At 72.5% G+C, this 16,168-nt stretch carries 22 protein-coding genes and 1 pseudogene; 12 read left to right on the top strand and 11 right to left on the bottom strand.

The window, feature by feature from the left end; genetic code table 11:
* The 4 genes and pseudogenes from O7629_RS33485 to O7629_RS33470 all read left to right on the top strand — a co-directional run.
* Window positions 1-592: pseudogene (locus O7629_RS33485) on the top strand (hypothetical protein); the annotation flags it as partial.
* The gene (locus O7629_RS33480) at window positions 592-1,086 is read left to right on the top strand and encodes a hypothetical protein (RefSeq protein ID WP_278127512.1); all 495 of its coding nucleotides are present in this window, start codon (window positions 592-594) and stop codon (window positions 1,084-1,086) included. The pseudogene O7629_RS33485 and the gene O7629_RS33480, both read left to right, overlap by 1 nt.
* A 25-nt stretch (window positions 1,087-1,111) precedes the next feature.
* On the top strand, window positions 1,112-1,411 hold the full coding sequence (locus O7629_RS33475; RefSeq protein ID WP_278127511.1) for a hypothetical protein: 300 nt from the start codon (window positions 1,112-1,114) through the stop codon (window positions 1,409-1,411).
* Between the two features lie 2 nt (window positions 1,412-1,413).
* Window positions 1,414-1,680, top strand: a complete 267-nt coding sequence (locus O7629_RS33470) for a hypothetical protein (protein WP_278127510.1) — start codon at window positions 1,414-1,416, stop codon at window positions 1,678-1,680.
* A gap of 58 nt (window positions 1,681-1,738) precedes the next feature.
* Here the strand turns inward: O7629_RS33470 and O7629_RS33465 are convergent, their stop codons facing one another.
* The 5 genes from O7629_RS33465 to O7629_RS33445 form a co-directional block, all read right to left on the bottom strand.
* A complete protein-coding gene (locus tag O7629_RS33465) occupies window positions 1,739-2,164 on the bottom strand; it encodes a hypothetical protein (RefSeq protein ID WP_278166963.1) in 426 nt (141 codons plus the stop codon).
* A gap of 175 nt (window positions 2,165-2,339) precedes the next feature.
* Window positions 2,340-2,549, bottom strand: a complete 210-nt coding sequence (locus O7629_RS33460) for a hypothetical protein (protein WP_278166964.1) — start codon at window positions 2,547-2,549, stop codon at window positions 2,340-2,342.
* 190 nt (window positions 2,550-2,739) lie between these two features.
* Complete coding sequence (locus O7629_RS33455; RefSeq protein ID WP_278166965.1) at window positions 2,740-2,931, bottom strand: hypothetical protein; 192 nt, start codon at window positions 2,929-2,931, stop codon at window positions 2,740-2,742.
* Window positions 2,928-3,209 carry a hypothetical protein gene (locus O7629_RS33450; RefSeq protein WP_278166967.1) on the bottom strand — a complete coding sequence of 94 codons (282 nt, stop codon included), beginning with the start codon at window positions 3,207-3,209 and terminating at the stop codon, window positions 2,928-2,930. The genes O7629_RS33455 and O7629_RS33450 overlap by 4 nt, the downstream gene beginning before the upstream one ends.
* On the bottom strand, window positions 3,206-3,379 hold the full coding sequence (locus O7629_RS33445) for a hypothetical protein (protein WP_278166968.1): 174 nt from the start codon (window positions 3,377-3,379) through the stop codon (window positions 3,206-3,208). The genes O7629_RS33450 and O7629_RS33445 overlap by 4 nt, the downstream gene beginning before the upstream one ends.
* Window positions 3,380-3,616: 237 nt before the next feature.
* Between O7629_RS33445 and O7629_RS33440 the strand changes: the two genes are divergently transcribed.
* Entirely contained in the window at window positions 3,617-4,381 is a 765-nt protein-coding gene (locus O7629_RS33440; RefSeq protein ID WP_278166970.1) for a GntR family transcriptional regulator, read from the top strand.
* A gap of 5 nt (window positions 4,382-4,386) precedes the next feature.
* Window positions 4,387-4,725, top strand: coding sequence for a hypothetical protein (locus O7629_RS33435; RefSeq protein WP_278166971.1), 339 nt, complete (start codon window positions 4,387-4,389; stop codon window positions 4,723-4,725).
* A gap of 450 nt (window positions 4,726-5,175) precedes the next feature.
* Here the strand turns inward: O7629_RS33435 and O7629_RS33430 are convergent, their stop codons facing one another.
* On the bottom strand, window positions 5,176-6,477 hold the full coding sequence (locus tag O7629_RS33430; RefSeq protein ID WP_278166972.1) for a glycosyltransferase: 1,302 nt from the start codon (window positions 6,475-6,477) through the stop codon (window positions 5,176-5,178).
* A gap of 142 nt (window positions 6,478-6,619) precedes the next feature.
* Here O7629_RS33430 and deoC point away from each other — a divergent pair, with 142 nt between their 5' ends.
* The 4 genes from deoC (at window position 6,620) to O7629_RS33410 (ending at window position 10,897) form a co-directional block, all read left to right on the top strand.
* The gene (deoC, locus tag O7629_RS33425; protein ID WP_278166973.1) at window positions 6,620-7,585 is read left to right on the top strand and encodes a deoxyribose-phosphate aldolase; all 966 of its coding nucleotides are present in this window, start codon (window positions 6,620-6,622) and stop codon (window positions 7,583-7,585) included.
* A gap of 5 nt (window positions 7,586-7,590) precedes the next feature.
* Complete coding sequence (locus O7629_RS33420; protein ID WP_278166974.1) at window positions 7,591-9,021, top strand: aldehyde dehydrogenase family protein; 1,431 nt, start codon at window positions 7,591-7,593, stop codon at window positions 9,019-9,021.
* Window positions 9,014-9,868 (top strand): aldehyde dehydrogenase family protein, encoded by an 855-nt coding sequence (locus O7629_RS33415; RefSeq protein WP_278174359.1) that lies wholly within the window; start codon window positions 9,014-9,016, stop codon window positions 9,866-9,868. The genes O7629_RS33420 and O7629_RS33415 overlap by 8 nt, the downstream gene beginning before the upstream one ends.
* 123 nt (window positions 9,869-9,991) lie before the next feature.
* Entirely contained in the window at window positions 9,992-10,897 is a 906-nt protein-coding gene (locus O7629_RS33410; protein ID WP_278174358.1) for a DUF559 domain-containing protein, read from the top strand.
* 67 nt (window positions 10,898-10,964) lie between these two features.
* Here the strand turns inward: O7629_RS33410 and O7629_RS33405 are convergent, their stop codons facing one another.
* Window positions 10,965-11,957: a serine hydrolase gene (locus O7629_RS33405; protein WP_347403711.1), complete on the bottom strand. Its 993-nt coding sequence runs from the start codon at window positions 11,955-11,957 to the stop codon at window positions 10,965-10,967.
* Between the two features lie 66 nt (window positions 11,958-12,023).
* Window positions 12,024-13,022, bottom strand: coding sequence for an NAD(P)-dependent alcohol dehydrogenase (locus tag O7629_RS33400; RefSeq protein ID WP_278174356.1), 999 nt, complete (start codon window positions 13,020-13,022; stop codon window positions 12,024-12,026).
* A gap of 194 nt (window positions 13,023-13,216) precedes the next feature.
* Between O7629_RS33400 and O7629_RS33395 the strand changes: the two genes are divergently transcribed.
* The gene (locus O7629_RS33395; RefSeq protein ID WP_278174355.1) at window positions 13,217-14,437 is read left to right on the top strand and encodes a sensor histidine kinase; all 1,221 of its coding nucleotides are present in this window, start codon (window positions 13,217-13,219) and stop codon (window positions 14,435-14,437) included.
* Window positions 14,434-15,099 carry a response regulator transcription factor gene (locus O7629_RS33390; RefSeq protein WP_278174354.1) on the top strand — a complete coding sequence of 222 codons (666 nt, stop codon included), beginning with the start codon at window positions 14,434-14,436 and terminating at the stop codon, window positions 15,097-15,099. Before O7629_RS33395 ends, O7629_RS33390 begins: the two co-directional genes overlap by 4 nt.
* 46 nt (window positions 15,100-15,145) lie before the next feature.
* Here the strand turns inward: O7629_RS33390 and O7629_RS33385 are convergent, their stop codons facing one another.
* From O7629_RS33385 to O7629_RS33375, 3 genes are all read right to left on the bottom strand, one after another.
* Entirely contained in the window at window positions 15,146-15,430 is a 285-nt protein-coding gene (locus O7629_RS33385) for a type II toxin-antitoxin system PemK/MazF family toxin (protein WP_278174353.1), read from the bottom strand.
* 29 nt (window positions 15,431-15,459) lie between these two features.
* Window positions 15,460-15,792 (bottom strand): ribbon-helix-helix domain-containing protein, encoded by a 333-nt coding sequence (locus O7629_RS33380; RefSeq protein WP_278174352.1) that lies wholly within the window; start codon window positions 15,790-15,792, stop codon window positions 15,460-15,462.
* A 222-nt stretch (window positions 15,793-16,014) separates the two neighbouring features.
* Window positions 16,015-16,143, bottom strand: a complete 129-nt coding sequence (locus tag O7629_RS33375) for a hypothetical protein (RefSeq protein WP_278174351.1) — start codon at window positions 16,141-16,143, stop codon at window positions 16,015-16,017.
* Window positions 16,144-16,168: the final 25 nt, after the last annotated feature.

Here is a 16,168-nt window from a genome sequence, read left to right as displayed (position 1 = left end):
CACCTGGCTCAGCATCGAGAACGAAGGCTTCCTGCCGGACCCGCTGACCCCGCCGCAACTGGAGTCGAACGCCCAGCTGTTGGCCCGTGCCCACACCGAGCACGGTGTGCGGCTGCAGATCGCGTCGTCCCCTGACGGCCGCGGTCTCGGCCACCACAGCATGGGCGCCGAGAACGGATACGACTGGGGACACAGCCAATGCCCGGGGCCGGCGATCGTTGCCCAGAAGCCGGCGATCGTGGCCAGGGCGAAGCAAATCGTCGAAGGAGATGACGTGATCAGTGAGGAAGACCTCCGCAGGATCGCTATCGCGGTCAACGGCTGGATTTACCCCAAGGATGGGCCGGCGCTGCACACGGCGGCCCGTGGTGCCGCCGCTGATGCCGCGAGAGCGGTTCGTGACGTCGCAACCCTGCGGGTGGAGGTGCGGGAGGCGCTCGGCCGGGACTGGGTCGACGAGGACGCCATCATCGCCGGGGTGCTGACCGGGCTCGCCGCCCGGCCACCGGAGGAAGCGGCGACCGCCCTGGTCGCGGTCCTCGGCGAGGAGCGCGCCGCCGCGCTCGGCCGGGCGCTGCTCGCCACCAACTGATGGACCCAGGCCTACTCACCGCGCTGGTCGGCGCCGGCGCGGCGGTGCTCGGCGCCGCGGTCGGCGGGCCGGCCGCCGGCGCAATGGTCGGCCGCCGGCTCCGCCAGGCCCAGGCCCAGCACGCCGCCGCCCAGGCGAAGCACCTGCAGGCCGAGACGACCCGGATCAGCCAGGACGTCTACCAGCAGCTGACAAGTGACCTGCGAGACGCGCTGGACCGGGCCCGGAGCCAGATCACCGACCTGCGTGAGGCGTTGCGGCTCACCAGTGCTGAAGAGGAGAGGCTTCGCCAGCGGGTGACCGACCTGGAGTCACGGCTGGCGCAACTGGCGACCGCTGAGGCGGGCCTGGCCGACGAGCTACGCCGGACCCAAGGCGACCGGGACCGGCTTCGTGAGGTCCTGGCCGCCCGCGACGCCACGATCCTGCAGCTGCGCGGCCAGGTCGAGGACCTGACCGCACAGTTGCACCTTGCCCGCCCATCGCCGGCATAGAGCCGGTGAAAGATAGGAGACCCTCGTGCCACAGACCCCGACCGATCCAGCCGATCCGCTGCAGGCGGCGGCCGGCACCCGCGCCGGCATCGAGGCCGCGCTGACCGGCCGACACCGGTCGACCGTCCAGATCGCCCGGCACCTTGCCTGGTCGCACCTGCCGCCACCGCTGGCCGCCGTATCTGCCCGCATCGGCAGCGCGGTGCTCGACCTCGTCGCGGACCTCCCGGACGGTCCGGAGCTGACCACCGCGATTCGCCGGGCGGTCGAGGCGAAGGACTGCCTTGTCCGCGCGGCCGTCGACGCGACCGACGAGGAGCGATGACCATGGCCAGTCCTGTCACCACCCAGTCCCGCCACCCGTGGCGGGCCACCCTCCGGACGGCCGTCGCCGCGGCGATCGCCGCGCTGCCGCTGATCCCGCTCGCCGCGACCGAGGCCGGAATCGACACCGTGCCGGCCGTCGCCGGCGTCGTCGCGGTCACCGGCGCCATCACCCGAGTCATGGCCATCCCCGGCGTCGACGCCTGGATGCGGCGGTACGCGCCGTGGCTGGCGTCCGCACCCCGACACGAGGTCCCGCCTGGACGCTGACCTCCGTACACAGCAGCGGCCCCGCACCGAGTCCGGTGCGGGGCCGCTCCGCCATGTCTCAGAAGTCTGGACAGATGTACTGCCGCACCACAGCCAGGATCTGGGTGGCGGTCTCCTCCCCGAACCCGTCCGGATACCCCGGCGCCGAAAATCGCAAGTTCGTGAGCTGGACGAGCTTTGCCTCGTCTGCCTCGCCGTTGCCGATTGACTGGCACTGGCTCCGGCCACGGTCGATGATCGTCTTCTCGTCCTTGTCTCCGACGATGTCCGGGTTGATGTCCTTCAGCGCGCTGATGTAGGCAGCCCAATCTTCAGGCGATGGGGTAGGCGGGATCCCGGCGGCCGCAGCGGCGGAGGCAAGGCTGTCGTCCGCCGGTGCCGACGTCGGGGCCGGCGTGGCCGCGTCCTCGTCAGAGCCGGCACCGCAGCCCAGAGCGGTGACGGCGGCCGCCACGATCGCGGCCACCAACATTCTGTTACGCACGTCGTCTCCTCGGTTCTCGTGGGGCCCCGCCGTCGCCGGCCGGGGCGGGGCCGTCGGGGTACGGGCGGGCGCGATCACGGTGCCAGCGGCGGCCGCAGCACGCCATCGGACCGTCGGGCAGGCGACACCCACCGTTACGGGGATGAGACTCGGGTGCACCGCCGCATGCTCGTGGCTAGGCCCACTCCACCACGACACGCCAGCGCGCCGGCCACCACGGCTCACCGGTCTGGGCGCGCAGCCACACCCCCGGCGCGGCGGCGGTCACGTCCAGGCAGAGCAGCTGCCCGCTCCGACCGTAGACCCGGACGACGATCACGGCCGTGACGGCACGGTGCACCGCCATGGCCTTGAGAGCAGGGTGGTCCGGCGTGGCCACCGCCACGACAGCAGCGGATGGTCGGCCACGCCGGCATCGTCCAGCTCATCCCGTCGGTCCGCGCGCCACTGCACCGCGCGGATCAGGTCGGGGCACCCCTCGGGCTCGCACTCCGGGCATCGTGGCCAGACCGGTGGTGGCGGGCCGTGGTGGATGGCCAGTATTCGCGCCGCCGTGGCGTCGTCCATCGGCCCGGTCATATGGATCGCCGCACCAGGCGGTACTTGGCGATGGCCCGGCGGGTACGGGCCCACACCAGCTGCGGGCAGTCCTCGGTGCCGGGGCAGTCGGTGTGACAGCGGTGGCCGGCGGCGTGTGCGTGCACGGCGCCGGCCGCCGCGTCGTCGATGTCCTGATCGGTGATCGGCCCGTCGTCCATCGCGGTCACCGCGTTGGACTCCCGTCGATCCAGGTCCACGCCACGAACCGCTCGTGCAGCTCGGCAGGGTCGGTGATACCCGCCTCGCGAGCCGCGACGGTCAGCATCTCGCCGATGTCGACCGACAGCGCGAGCGGTTCGCTGGCGTACGCCTCCGCCAGCTGGACGCGGGCCGGCGAACACGGCCAGGGCGTACCGTCCGGGCACACGACGCAGTCCCACGTCGGCCGGTGCGGGGTGTGTGCCGGCTCGACGGCCGGGGCGGCCGGTCTGGACGTGCCGGTCACGGCAGGATGGTGCGGCCGCCGTTGCCGCCGCGCTGGTCGGCACGGTCGGTGCGGGTCGCAGGCCGGGTGTCGGTCGGCCGGGCGGGCTGGTCGACCCACCGGCGGCGGCCGGGCACCGGACGGACGACGTCGACCACGCCTGCGTCGCGGAGGAACCACTTCCCGATCATCTTCGCGCTCCTCGAGTCAGCGGGGCGGCGGCCCGGCGAGCACGGGGGAACCCGGCCGGACCGCCGCCGATCCGGGGTGGCCCGGCCCCGCGGATCCGCGCGCTGGATGCCGATCAGGACCGGGCCGGCTGGGCGGCTGAGCGGCCCGCCCATCTTTGCGTACGCAAAGCGTTGGACTGAGTGTGACCGCAGTAACGACGCGACGTCAAGGCTTTGCGTACGCCTAAACTGGGCCACATGGCGGGCTATCGGGAGATCGCAGCGGACCTCCGCGAGGCGATCGCGGCGGGCGAGTACGCGCCCGGCGCCCAGATCCCGACCGAGCACGCCCTGGCAGAGCGGTACGGCGTGTCACGGGAGACGGTGCGTCGGGCACTGGCCGAACTGCGCGCCGCCGGCGTACTCGAGTCGGCCCGGGCCGCAGGAACGCGAGTCGCGGCGCCACCGGTGCGGCTGGCGCTGGCGCGGTACGCAGCCGTCGCCGACCCCGCCCGCACTCGGGCGAACCTCGGCCCGTGGGAGACCGCCTGCGCCGACCAGGGCATCGACGGGTCGGTGGAAGTCGTATCGGTCGAGGAGGCCATACCTGCACCACCCGGCGTAGCCGCGCGGCTGGCTCTGCCTGCCGGCGCCTCAATGGTGCTGCGCCGCCGTCGCCACTTGATGGACGGCCGTGTCGTCCAGCTGCATGAGTCGTGGATGCCGCGTGACCTGGTGGCGGGCACGGCGCTCGCCGGGCAGGGCAAGGTGGTCGGCGGCGTGTACGCCGCGTTGGCCGCTGCCGGCATGCGGCCGGCGACCGCGAGCGAGGAGCTGTCGGCGCGGCCTGCTGCGTTGGCCGAGCAATCGGACCTGGGCTTGGCGGCGGTGGGCTGGGTGCTTGAGCTGTGGCGCACGACGCGAGACGTCACCGGCCGGCCGCTGGAGGCGTTGCAGGTGGTGTCGGATGCCCGCCGGGTGACGTACGTGTACGACGATCTGCCGATACGGGGCGAGAGGTGACCATCATGGACCGGGTCCAGGCGTTGGAAAAGCTGACCGCGGCCGCTACGGCGGTCGACGAGGCCGAGGCTGAGATGCTGGCGGCTGCCGCGCTGGACACCGTGATGTCCCATCCAGGGCTGCGGTACGCGCCCGTCGACCAACGGGCCACCAGGTGGGTGGCGGCGTGCGACGGCGTGCTGCTCGGGTACCTGTGGTCGGAGCCGGGGCGGCTGCTCGGCGGGTGGACAGCCGCACGGCTGGACGAGTCAGACCGGCTCGGCCCGTTCTCCACTGGTCGGGCCGCCGCAGCGGCGCTCGCCCGGCACTGTGGTGCAGCTCCTGCACACACCGGCCCAACGTAACTGCTAGTGATCTAAAGTTGACATTGAGCCGGGGGGGGGGTCCTCGATGAGGGGTTCAGCCCCACCCCCGCCCCCCGCCCCGGCTCAGTCTCCAGATCGGACGACGGGCCGGCCAAGGCGGTGCCGGTCAAGGCGGTGCCGGTCCATGAACCCATCCGCGTACGCGCGTGCCACGGCGCGGCTGCGGGTGCGGGAGATCGCGGCGTGTGCCGCGACGCCAGCCGCGAGCGCGGCGGCGGCGATAATCGGTGTGGACAGTCGTTCGAGCATCATCGGTGATGCGCCTCCGGCAGTGGAGTCCCCGTTTGAAGATCTCACCGTAAGTGGATCGCTACGGCATTGACCTCGGGTGATCGGCCGGGATCCCAGCCAGCAGGACGCGAGGGTCATACGTCTGTCCGACCGGATGATCATCCAGTTAGGTGCCCCTCAGTCATGGTTGACGACTGATCAACGACGAGTACGTCCACGGTCGTTGAACCTACTCGCCAGCCCGGCGGCCGACGCATACACCTCACGGATCGCCTCGGCGTAGCGGGCCGGGGTGTGTTCGGCGCAGCGGGCCGCCGCCGCGGCCGCCTGCCGGCGGGCCGTGTCCGGGTCGAGCAGCAGCCGCAGCACCCCGCCGGCCAGCGCACCCGGCTGCGGCTCGGTGCGCAGTGCGGCGCCGGCAAGCGCGCCGTGCGCGTGCAACGCCCGGTCGACAAGTACCACCGGCACCCCGGCCAGGCCGGCTTCCTGCAGGACCAATGCCTGGGTGTCGGTCTGCGAGGCGAACGCGAACACCTCGGCGGCCCCGTACGCCGCAGCCACCACCTCCGGACCCTGCTGGCCGGTGAGGGTGATCCGGGCAGCCACCCGAGGGTCGATGGTGCGCAGCAGCGCGGCCAGCCAGCGCGGCTCGTACAGGGCACCGACCAGCACCAGCCGGGCGGTCGGGCAGCCGACCAGCACCCGCTCGAACGCGGTGATCAGCAGGTCGATGCCCTTCTCCCGGTTGATCCGACCCACGTAGAGGACCACCCGGTCGCTGGGCGTGATGCCGTGGCCGTACCGGAAGGCGTTGATCTCGTCGGCGGTGGTGCGGCGGGCCGCGACCCCGGTCGGCACCAGGTGCACCCGGTCGGCGGGCACCGGCAGGTGGATTCGGTCCAGCACCGCCCGGGTCGGCACCACCACCGCGTCGGCGCCGCCGAGCAGCAGGGTGTTGGTGGCGTCCATGGCGGCCCGGCGGCGGGCGACGGCGCCGCTGGCCATCGGCCGGTGGTCACGGGCGTGGCCGGCCGGTGCCGCCGCCGGGCGGGGTACGCCGAGCCGGCGGGCGTACAGCCGGACGCCGGCGCTGAGCGCACGGGCCGGCACCCGGTACGCGTCGGCGTACGCGTGCAGGTCGGTGTGGTAGGTCTGGACCAGCGGCAGACCGAGCCGGCGGGCGGTGAGGACGCCGAGCAGCCCGACCGGTCCGGGGGTGTGCACGTGCACCACGTCCGGGGCGTGGGCGGCGATCTCGGCGATGGTGCCGGTGGCGGCGGCGCCGCGCAGCAGCCACGGCGACAACCGCAGGTCGGCGACTCCGCAGGGCAGCGCACGTAGCCGCAGCACGTCCGCCTCGGTCGGCTGGTCCGGGTGCCGGGGCACCACGATCAGGCCGGGATGCCCGGCGGCGGCCGACGCCGCCGCGAGAGTCCGCAGCGAGGTGACCACCCCGTCGCGGCGGGGCAGGTACGTGTCGGTGAAGTGCACTGCTCGCACGTCAGGCACGGTGGGTCACCGGGGCCAACATGATGTAACGGTAGGCCAACAGCGCCGTTAAGTCTGCTCGTCCGATCAGCCGACGGCCAAGATCGTGAACTCGCTGGCGACGTAGACTCGCGGGCATGACAGGACTCGCGGCATGGCAGCGGTGAGCACCCCGGCACCCGCGCGCCACGATCTGGCCGAGGTGGGGCGGAACGCGGCAACCCTGCGTAGCTTCCTGCACGGGCTGCCCGGCGTCGATGAGGTCGGCGCGCGGCAGCGGGCCGCGACGCTCGGCACCCGGTCGATCAAGACGACGGCCAAGGCGTGGGCGATCGACCTGGCCGTCCGGATGGTCGATCTGACCACCCTCGAAGGCGCCGACACCCCCGGCAAGGTACGCGCGTTGTGCGCCAAGGCCCGCCGCCCCGACCCGACCGACCCGGACTGCCCACCGGTCGCCGCGGTCTGCGTCTACCCGTCGATGGTGCCGACCGCCGCCGAGGCGCTCACCGGCTCCGGCGTGCACCTGGCCAGCGTGGCCACCGCCTTCCCGTCCGGGCAGGCGCCGCTGGAGGTGAAGCTGGCCGACACCCGGGCGGCAGTCGCCGCCGGCGCCGACGAGATCGACATGGTGATCAACCGGGGGGCGTTCCTCGCCGGCCGCTACGAGCAGGTGTACGCCGAGATCGTCGCGGTCAAGCAGGCCTGCGGCGACGCCCATCTCAAGGTCATCCTGGAGACCGGGGAGCTGGCCACCTACGACAACGTGCGCCGCGCCTCCTGGCTGGCGATGCTGGCCGGCGGCGACTTCATCAAGACCTCCACCGGCAAGGTGCCGGTCGCCGCGACCCTGCCCGTCACCCTGATCATGCTGGAGGCGGTACGGGACTTCTACGCCGCCACCGGGCGGCGGATCGGCGTCAAGCCGGCCGGCGGCATCCGCACCACCAAGGACGCGATCAAGTACCTGGTGCTGGTCAACGAGACCGCCGGCGACGAGTGGCTCACCCCCGACCTGTTCCGGTTCGGCGCTTCCACCCTGCTCAACGACCTGCTGATGCAGCGGTCGAAGCTGCACACCGGGGTCTACTCCGGTCCCGACTACGTCACCCTGGACTGATCAGCGTGTTCGACTACGCACCGGCACCCGAGTCCCGCTCGGTCGTCACCATCCGCGACTCGTACGGCCTGTTCATCGACGGCGAGTTCGTCGACCCGACCGACGGCGGGGCCCGCAAGACCGTCAACCCGGCCACCGAGGAGGTCCTCGCCGAGGTCGCCGAGGCCGGCCCCGGCGACGTCGACCGGGCGGTGGCCGCCGCGCGTACGGCGTACCAGCGGGTCTGGGGTCCGATGCCCGGCCGCGACCGGGCCAAGTACCTGTTCCGGATCGCCCGGGCGCTCGCCGAACGCAGCCGCGAGCTGGCCGTGCTCGAGTCGCTGGACAACGGCAAACCGATCCGCGAGTCCCGTGACGTCGACCTGCCGCTGGCGTCGGCGCACTTCTTCTACTACGCCGGCTGGGCCGACAAGCTGCCGTACGCCGGTTTCGGCCCGGACCCGCGCCCGCTCGGCGTCGCCGGCCAGGTCATCCCGTGGAACTTCCCGCTGCTGATGCTGGCCTGGAAGATCGCCCCGGCGCTGGCCGCCGGCAACACCGTGGTGCTCAAACCGGCCGAGACGACCCCGCTGACCGCGCTGCTGTTCGCCGAGATCTGCCAGCAGGCCGACCTGCCACCCGGTGTGGTCAACATCGTCACCGGCGCCGGCGCCACCGGGCAGGCCGTCGTCGGCCACCCCGACGTCGACAAGGTCGCCTTCACCGGATCCACCGACGTCGGCCGGCAGATCGCCCGTACGGTCGCCGGCAGCCGCAAGAAGCTCACCCTGGAGCTGGGCGGCAAGGCCGCCAACATCGTCTTCGACGACGCCCCGATCGACCAGGCCGTCGAAGGCATCGTCAACGGCATCTTCTTCAACCAGGGCCACGTCTGCTGCGCCGGTTCCCGGCTGCTGGTCCAGGAATCGATCGCCGAGCCGCTACTGGAGTCGTTGAAGCGGCGGATGGCCCGGCTGCGCGTCGGCGACCCGCTGGACAAGAACACCGACGTCGGGGCGATCAACTCGGCCGCCCAGCTGGACCGGATCCGTACCCTGGCCGCCGCCGGCACCGACGAGGGCGCACAGGCCTGGTCGCCGCCGTGTGACCTGCCCGAGCAGGGCTTCTGGTTCGCGCCGACCCTGTTCACCGGGGTCAGCCAGGCGCACCGGATCGCCCGCGAGGAGATCTTCGGCCCGGTGCTGTCCGTGCTGACCTTCCGCACCCCGGATGAGGCCATCGCCAAGGCCAACAACACACCGTACGGGCTGTCCGCCGGCATCTGGTCGGAGAAGGGTTCCCGGATCCTGTGGGCCGCCGACCGGCTGCGCGCCGGGGTGGTGTGGGCGAACACGTTCAACAAGTTCGACCCGACGTCGCCGTTCGGCGGCTACCAGGAGTCGGGCTACGGCCGCGAGGGCGGCCGGCACGGGCTGGAGGCGTACCTCGATGTCTGACAGTGCTGCCGTGGCCGCCGCCGGACCGGCGCGGGTGGCCGTGCGCAAGACGTACAAGCTGTTCATCGGCGGGAAGTTTCCGCGCAGCGAGTCGGGACGGACGTACCAGGTGCAGGACTCCAACGTGGCGCTCGCCTCCCGCAAGGACCTCCGCGACGCCGTGGTCGCCGCCCGGGCGGCGGTGAAAGGCTGGTCGGGCGCGACCGCGTACAACCGGGGTCAGATTCTCTACCGGGTCGCCGAGATGCTGGAGGGCCGACGCGAGCAGTTCGTCGCGCTAGGCGAGCCGGCCGGCGAGGTCGACGCGGCGATCGACCGCTGGGTCTGGTACGCCGGCTGGTCCGACAAGCTCCCCCAGGTGTACGGCGGCGTCAACCCGGTCGCCGGGCCGTACTTCAACCTGTCGACGCCGGAGCCGACCGGAGTGGCCGGGGTCGTCGCGCCGGCCGAGCCGTCGCTGCTCGGCGTGGTCAGCGTCGTCGCCCCGGTGATCGTCAGCGGCAACACGGCGGTGGTGCTGGCCTCGCCGACCCGCCCGTTGGCGGCGGTCACCCTGGCCGAGGTGCTGGCCACCAGTGACCTGCCCGGCGGGGTGGTCAACGTGTTGACCGGCACGATCACCGAGACCGCGCCGTGGCTGGCGTCGCATCTGGACGTCGACGCGCTCGACCTGACCGGGGTGGCCGATCCGCAGTTGGCCGTCGAGTTGGAGCAGGCCGCTGCCGGCAACCTCAAACGGGTGCTGCGCCCGGCCGTCGGATCGGTCGACTGGACGGCCGACCCGGGCACCCGCCGGATGACAACCTTCCTGGAGACCAAGACCGTCTGGCACCCGAAGGGGTCGTGAACTGGTCCCCGCACGAGGCGCTCCGGGTGGTACGGGCTGATCTGCGGACGAAACGTGTCGGATGGGTGACCGTCCGGCCGGCCAGGGCAGCGACAGTGGTCGCCCGCTGGGCACGCTATGCCGGTGTCCCGCGCCGCCAGTGTCCCGAACCAGCTGAGCTTCCTCCCCTTCTCCGGTAGCCGCGCCGTCGCCGCCGGCCTGATCAGCAGGCGGATGCTGACCGGGCCGGCGTGGTGTCGGCTGCTGCCCGATGTCTATGTGCACGCCGCGGCGTTCGATCCGGACGACCATCGGATGTGGTGCGACGCGGTGGCGCTGAAACTGCCGGCCGGCGCGGCGGTCTGCGGGCTCAGCGCCGCGTACCTCTGGGGAGTCGACCTGCTTCCCCGGCGCAGCCCGGTCCATGTCGTACTGCCCCGGACCGGTCGGATCCGGCGGCACCCACGCATCGCCGTCACCAACTCGACGCTGGCCGTCGACGACGCCGTTCTGCTCAACGCGGTGCCGGTGACCACGGAGGTCCGCACCGCCTTCGACCTGGGACGCACGTTGCCACGCTCAGACGCGGTCGCTGCTGTCGACGCGCTGCTGCACCGCCGGCTGCTGCGCACCGAGGCACTCGCCCGCTACCTTGACAGCCATCCGCGCTGGCCCGGCGGCAGGCAACTACGTGAGCTGGTCGGCCTGGTCGAGCCGTTGGCCGAGTCGCCGATGGAGAGCCGGCTGCGACTGCTGCTGCACGACGCCGGCCTGCCCCGACCGGTGCCGCAGCACAAGGTCGCGGATCCGCAGGGACGCTTCATCGGCCGCGTCGACCTCGCCTACCCGCAGTGGCGGATCGCCCTCGAGTATGAGGGTGACCATCATCGGGGTAGGGCCACTTTCCGCCGGGACGTGCACCGCTACAACGCGCTGCGGGCCGCCGGCTGGCTGGTGTTGCGCTTCACCGCGGACCACGTACTGCGCAGAAGTGGGCAAGTCGTACAGGATGTCCGGCAGGCGATCGACGAACGCCGCACCCAGCCCTGACGAGCCGAACACCAGATACCTCATCTTCCCGCCGACAGGTACCTGGTGTTCGGCTCGCGGCGGGTAGCTAGGTGACGTCGAGCGCGGCCAGGATGACCTGCTCCAGCACCGCGACCGGGGTACGCCACTGCTCGGGGTCGTCGTAGTTGCCGGCGGTCACCACGAAGACCGTGTCCAGGTCGGGCAGTACGGTCAGGCGCTGGCCGCCGTTGCCCATCGCCGACGCCGTCCGGTGACCGGCGACGGTCTGCAGATACCAGTGGTAGCCGTACTCCGCAGTCTGCCCGGTCGGCAGGCGCGGCTCGAGCATCTCGCTGATCCAGCTGGCCGGCACCAGCTGACGGCCGGCCCAGACCCCGCCGGCCAGCACCAGCTCGCCGATGCGGGCCAGGTCACGCGGGGTGAGCCGCAGCCCGGACGCGGGCGAGACCACCCCGTCGTCGCCGACCATCCAGCGGAACTGCTCGACGCCGAGCGGCGCGAACAGCTTCGCCCAGCCGTACGCCTCCAACGCCTGCCCGGTGCCGTCGGCGATCAGCTTGCCGAGCAGCGCGGTGGCACCACCGCAGTAGGACCAACGCTCGCCGGGTGGCTCAACGATCGGCCGCTCCAGGACGTACCGGTAGCGGTCCGGGGCCAGATCCATGGCGATCTCAGCGTTGTCCGGGCTGTCGTACGGGACGTCCTCGCGCCAATCCAGCCCCAGCGACATGGTCAGCGCGTGCCCGACGGTCAGCCGGGCCCGCTGTGGGTCGGCCACCAGGTCGGGATATTCGGGAAACTGCCGCAGCAGCGGCTGCGCCGGGTCCGGGACGAGCCCGTCGCCGAGGGCGATGCCGTACAGCAGGGCGGTCACGCTCTTGGTGACCGAGCGTAGGTCGTGCAGCGTCGCCGGGCCGAAGACGACCTGCCCCAGGGAGTGCTCCCAGGAGAAGTCCTCGCCGGTGCCGTAGTGCTCCCACAGCACCTGGCCACGACGGACCACCACGACCGCGTGCAGCCCGTCGACCTGCCCGGCCCGCTCGGCCTCGGCCAGCAGCTCACTCATCCGACTAGTCATCACCCGCCCCCGTCACCATCCACCGAGGATAGACCGGACCGTCGATCGTCGCTGGCCCCTCCACCGTCAAACGGTGATCACCACCTTGGCTCGGGCGTGCTCGGTCTCGACGTACCGGATCGCGTCCGGCACCTCGCTCAACCGGAACGTCCGGTCGACGACCGGGGTCAACTTGCCCGCCTCGACCAGCTCCCGCAGCGCCGCCAGGTGCCCACGGCCCGCCGTCGCCGACGGCGCGACGATGCGCTGCCGGACGAACCGCCCCACCAGCGGCCCTCGCAGCAGCAGACCCATCGGGCCGAAGACGCTGCCGCCGGTGGACACGCCGCCGCCGGACAGCAGCAGCGTCCCGTCCCGAGTCAGGACCCGCCGGCAGTCGGCCAACGAGCGGTTGCCGACCAGGTCGAGCAGCACGTCGTAGCGACGGCCGGCCCGGACGGCATCGGTACGCGCGAAGTCCTCCCGGGTGTAGTCGACGACGTGGTCGGCACCGAGTGACCGGACCAGAGCGACGTTGCGGGTCCGGCACACTGCGGTCACCAGCGCGCCGTACTCCTTGGCCAGCTGCACCGCGAAGGTGCCGACCCCGCCGGACGCCCCGTTGATCAGGACGTGCTGCCCGGCCCGCAGAGCGGCGGCATCGCGCAGGCAGACCAGGGCGGTGGTGGCGGCCAGCGGGATCGCCGCCGCCTGCGCGAAACTCAGGTTCGCCGGTTTCGCCTCGACCAGGTTCTCGGCCACGCACAGGTACTCGGCGAACGCGCCACCGTCAGGGCCGGCCTCGCCGTACACCTCGTCACCGGGGCCGAACCGGGTCACCGCCGCGCCCACCGCCTCGACCCGGCCGGCGAAGTCCTGTCCGCGCACGGCCGCGCGGGGCCGCCGCAGCCCGAACGACAACCGGGCCAGGTACGGGTCACCGCGCATCGCGTGCCAGTCGTAGGCGTTGACCGAGCTGGCGTGCACCCGGACCAGCACCTCGTCGTCGCCGGGGGTCGGGGTGTCGACGTCGCGCAACCGCAGGACGTCGGGTGCGCCGTACCGGTGCTGCAGGATCGCCTTCATCGCTGATTCTCCTCACTGGATTACCTGGTGCCCACAGCTTGTCGGCGAAGGCCGGGGCAGCGCGTCGGCGCGGCGTCGGCACCGCTACTGCGCCCGACGCGGTAGCGCGATGGCCGGCCTACTCCCCCGGGCGTACGCCGGCCTGCCGCCGTCGGGGCTGCCGCAGTCGCCGCGGGCCGGCTTACAGTGCGGGCATGAGCCGGTCGCAGCCCGACACCGACCCTGGCCCGGCCGCGCCGGACGGGCAGTCGGCGGCAGTGAATGCCGGCCCGACGGGGTCGCGACGCGGGCCCGGTCTGGCGGTGCTGACCGCGATCGGGCAGCCGGTCGGCACCGCGATCGCCGCCAGCTGGCAGTCGGGCAACGTCGGGATCATCGGGTACGCGCTGCTGGTGTTCAGCGGGCTGGCGCTGGCCGACCGGCACCGGTCGCCTCGGCGCAACTTCCTGATCGTGGTCGCCGCGACCCTGGCGTACCACCTGCTCGACCAGCCGGCCGGGGTGACCCTGCTGGCGCCGATGATCGCCGCGTCGGCGGCGCGGGCCGCCGGGCACCGCTGGCTGGTCGGGGCGGCGACGACGACCGCGTACGGCATCTGGGCGCTGGTCACCGGGGCGACGCTGCGGCAGGCGGTGCTGGCGTTGGGGCTGATCGTCGCCGCCGGGCTGGTCACCGAGATCGGCACCCTGGTCGCCGACCGGGTCCGCGAGGGCGTCGCGGAGCAGCGCCGGCTCTCCGAGGAGCGACAGCGCCGCCGGGCCAGCGAGCAACGGCTGCGGATCGCCGCCGAACTGCACGACGTACTCGGGCATCACCTGTCGCTGATCAACGTACGTGCCGGGGTCGGTCTGCACCTGATGGACCGCGACCCGGAACAGGCCCGCGCGGCGCTGGAGGCGATCGCGCAGTCCAGCGCGGAGGCGTTGCGTGAGGTCCGGACCGTGCTCGACACGCTCTACCCGCGCGGTGAGGCCGCGCCGCGCGCCCCGGCACCGGGGTTGGACCGGCTCGGCGAGCTGACCGACGACGCGGCGGTGGCGACCCGGACGGTGATCGACGGTACGGCCCGGCCGTTGCCTGCCGCCGTGGACCGGGCGGCGTACCGGATCGTGCAGGAGGCGTTGACCAACGTGCGGCGGCATGCCGGGCCGGGTGCCGCCGCCACCGTCACCATCGGCTACCGGCAGGATGCGGTGGTGCTGCGGATCGACGACGACGGCGCTGGTGCGCCGGGACCGGCTGCGCTGGTGGCGCCTGCTCCGGCCGGCAACGGCATCACCGGGATGCGGGAGCGGGCCGCCGCGCTGGGCGGCGAGTTGACCGCCGGTCCGGCACCGGACGGTGGCGGCGGTTGGCGGGTACGGGCCCGCCTGCCGCTGCCCACCGAGTCGCAGGCTGAGGAGACGGCGACGTGATCCGGGTGCTGCTGGTCGACGATCAGGTGCTGGTCCGGGCCGGGTTCCGGGCGCTGCTGGCCGCCGAGCCGGACATCGAGGTCGTCGGTGAGGCCGGCGACGGCGCGCAGGCGGTCCGGCTGGCCGGGCAGACCCGGCCGGACGTGGTCCTGATGGACATCCGGATGCCCGGGGTGGACGGGCTGACCGCGACCCGGCAGATCGCCGCCGACCCGCGGCTGTCCCAGGTACGGATCATCGTGCTGACCACGTTCGAGCTGGACGAGTACGTCGGCGAGGCGCTGCGCGCCGGGGCGGCCGGGTTCCTGGTGAAGAACACGCAGCCGGCCGAGCTGATCCAGGGGGTACGGGTGGTGGCCGCCGGGGACGGGCTGCTGTCGCCGAGCGTGACCAGGCGGGTGATCGAGCAGTTCGCCGCCCGGACGGCCACTCCGGCCGCGCCCCGGCGGTTGGCCGAGCTGACCGAGCGGGAGCGGGAGGTGGTGGCGCTGGTCGGCACCGGACTGTCCAACGACGAGATCGCCGCCCGGCTGGTGGTCAGCCCAGCGACGGCGAAAACCCACGTGTCGCGGGCGATGGTGAAGCTCGGTGCCCGGGACCGCGCCCAGCTGGTCGTGTTCGCGTACGAGGCCGGTCTGGTCCGCCCCGGCTGGCTACCCTGACCCGCCGCGCTTCTGACCCGCCGCGCTGCTGACCAGAGCGCGCCCGTTACAAGCCAAGAAGGCGACGAAGCCCCTGATCGACCTTGGCAGCGAGCGCGGGAGTGATCCGGCCATGCCGGTGACCGATCGCTTCGGGGTCGGCGAATCGGACCCGGGACAGATCGATCGTGCCGCCACCGGCCAGGTCGTTGGGCAGCGGTAGGAGGATGCCGGGCACGTCTCCGTCAGCGCGATCGTGGATCAACACGATCACTGGGTACCTACGGGTATAGACGTCGGCGCTCACCACCAGCACTCGGATCCGTCGGCTACCAAGGGTGTAGTCGACCACGTCACCCCGTACGGGCACGCCTGCTGTGGCTACCACGCGGCGTTGAATTCCGCGAACGCCGCAGCATCCTCGCCGGTGAGGGAGGCGTGCCAGGCAGCAGCGGCGTCGACGGCACGGCGATCGAGGTATTCGCGGATCGCCTGAGCGACCAGAGCCGACCTGTTGCCACCAGCGACGGCGGCGACAAGCTCCTCGCCGAGATCGTCGTCAAGGGTGATCGAGATGCTCATGGCCATGCCGCCGACACTACCAACAACCGTGCCCGGAGCAGGATCACCGATCGCATCGGCGTGTTGGGAGTCTGCTCGATCCAAGGCTGCCGCCAGTTGATCCTCGTCGCGTACGTGGCCGGCCTGGTCCACCCCGGGCTGGCTACTCTGACCGCCGCACGGTCCCATGCTGCTCGATGTACCAGGCGGGCGGTTCGGGTGCGGCGGTGGTGGCGGTGATCCCGCCCCAGCGGTCGCGGCAGACGTACGATAGGTCGGCGTGAATCCAGACGCCGTCGTTGTCGCGCAACACCGGCCGGCAGCAGTGCCGGCACGGCGCAACCCTCGGGTACGGCGGTGTGACCGGGGTGCCGGTCACGTCAGTGTGCCGTCAGCGTCGCCGGTGCCGGCGTTGTCGGCGTCGCCGTCGCCGTCGCCCCAGCACAACCCGCCCAGCCCGGCCGCCCGGTGGAACCCCGGGTGGTAGCGGACCTCCGCGCACACCTCACCGTCCGGGCCGCGTACGCCG

The sequence above is a fragment of the Solwaraspora sp. WMMD792 genome (assembly GCF_029626105.1).
Lineage (GTDB): Bacteria > Actinomycetota > Actinomycetes > Mycobacteriales > Micromonosporaceae > Micromonospora_E.
The sequence above is the reverse complement of the archived record's forward strand: the minus strand, read 5'-3'. Positions and strand labels throughout refer to the sequence as shown.

Coding starts and splice junctions, on each gene's coding strand:
- O7629_RS33440 (WP_278166970.1), top strand. CDS start 3,617: ATGGCGGGCTATCGGGAGATCGCAGCGGACCTCCGCGAGGCGATCGCG.
- O7629_RS33395 (WP_278174355.1), top strand. CDS start 13,217: ATGAGCCGGTCGCAGCCCGACACCGACCCTGGCCCGGCCGCGCCGGAC.
- O7629_RS33480 (WP_278127512.1), top strand. CDS start 592: ATGGACCCAGGCCTACTCACCGCGCTGGTCGGCGCCGGCGCGGCGGTG.
- O7629_RS33445 (WP_278166968.1), bottom strand. CDS start 3,379: ATGATCGGGAAGTGGTTCCTCCGCGACGCAGGCGTGGTCGACGTCGTC.
- O7629_RS33405 (WP_347403711.1), bottom strand. CDS start 11,957: ATGACTAGTCGGATGAGTGAGCTGCTGGCCGAGGCCGAGCGGGCCGGG.
- deoC (WP_278166973.1), top strand. CDS start 6,620: ATGGCAGCGGTGAGCACCCCGGCACCCGCGCGCCACGATCTGGCCGAG.
- O7629_RS33400 (WP_278174356.1), bottom strand. CDS start 13,022: ATGAAGGCGATCCTGCAGCACCGGTACGGCGCACCCGACGTCCTGCGG.
- O7629_RS33435 (WP_278166971.1), top strand. CDS start 4,387: ATGGACCGGGTCCAGGCGTTGGAAAAGCTGACCGCGGCCGCTACGGCG.
- O7629_RS33415 (WP_278174359.1), top strand. CDS start 9,014: ATGTCTGACAGTGCTGCCGTGGCCGCCGCCGGACCGGCGCGGGTGGCC.
- O7629_RS33470 (WP_278127510.1), top strand. CDS start 1,414: ATGGCCAGTCCTGTCACCACCCAGTCCCGCCACCCGTGGCGGGCCACC.